This is a genomic window from Streptomyces sp. DH12 (assembly GCF_020873895.1).
In the GTDB taxonomy this organism is placed as follows: domain Bacteria; phylum Actinomycetota; class Actinomycetes; order Streptomycetales; family Streptomycetaceae; genus Streptomyces.
This window is the reverse complement of the sequence record NZ_JAHWGT010001767.1, coordinates 1-264: the sequence shown is the minus strand read 5'-3', so window position 1 is coordinate 264 and position 264 is coordinate 1. Positions and strand designations below refer to the sequence as shown.

The following is a 264-nucleotide window of genomic DNA, read 5'->3' as shown; positions in this document are numbered from 1 at the left end:
ACTCCGTACCGCCGTCGAAGTAGGTGCCCATGTTCTTGCGCACCGAGACCTTGCCGTCCCTGCCGTGCACGACGAGGTCGGCCTTGCCGTCGCCGGTGATGTCGGCGAAGTACAGCCGACCGAGGTCGCTGCCGTCCACGAAGCGGCCCCAGCCGGCGCTCCACTCCGTACCGCCGTCGAAGTAGGTGCCCATGTTCTTGCGCACCGAGACCTTGCCGTCCCTGCCGTGCACGACGAGGTCGGCCTTGCCGTCGCCGGTGATGT

At 67.8% G+C, this 264-nt stretch carries 1 protein-coding gene; it reads right to left on the bottom strand.

The window, feature by feature from the left end; all coding sequences use genetic code 11:
• Positions 1 to 264, bottom strand: a 264-nt coding sequence (locus LPA54_RS42125; RefSeq protein WP_228985602.1) for a VCBS repeat-containing protein, incomplete at both ends; no start/stop codon positions are given.